This window comes from Ralstonia sp. VS2407, from assembly GCF_052950655.1.
The window spans coordinates 1-569 of record NZ_JBRFVG010000107.1; the positions used below are offsets into that span (position 1 = coordinate 1).

General features: G+C 66.6%; 1 protein-coding gene. It reads right to left on the reverse strand.

The window, feature by feature from the left end; all coding sequences use genetic code 11:
* On the reverse strand, positions 1 to 569 hold a 569-nt coding region (locus tag ACU8YE_RS24090; protein WP_446929876.1), incomplete at both ends, for an outer membrane protein.

Genomic DNA, 569 nt, shown 5'->3' on the forward strand with positions numbered 1-569 from the left:
TTGTAATACAGCTCGGTGTTGTCGGTCAGCTTGAACCCGAGGAAGGCGGTGGCGGTGAGCGTGCCGCGCGCCTGATGCGGCACGAGGCTGTTGTCGCCGCGGTAAGGCGAATGGAAGCCCGTCACCCCCTGGTCGATGAACGTCGTCTGGCCGTGCAGCGAGAAGCGGCCGGTGTCGCCGTTGTCCGGATCGTGGGGGGCGAGCTCGTCGGGTTCGGGGGGCAGGCGCAGTCCTCCGGGAACCCAGAGGAGCCGCGCCATCACTTGGTTTGAGGTGAACGAGGCCTGGGTCGAGAACGCCCCGCCGTCCGGACCCGCAACGCTGCCGAGACCGAAGCGAGCGCTCCTGCCGTAATCGGCATAGCGATAGTCGATGCCCAGGGCGAGGTTCTCAGCGATTGCGAACTGCACGCCGGCCCCGAGTGTGAAGCCGAGATAGGAGTGGTCACGCCTTGCGATCCCGGCGAAGCCGGTATCCAGGTCGGGAAACGTGGAGCGGAAGCGTGTCTCGGCGCCCGCGAGGCCGAAGGTGGCGTAGACGAGGTTGCGTTCGAACGCGTAGCCGATACG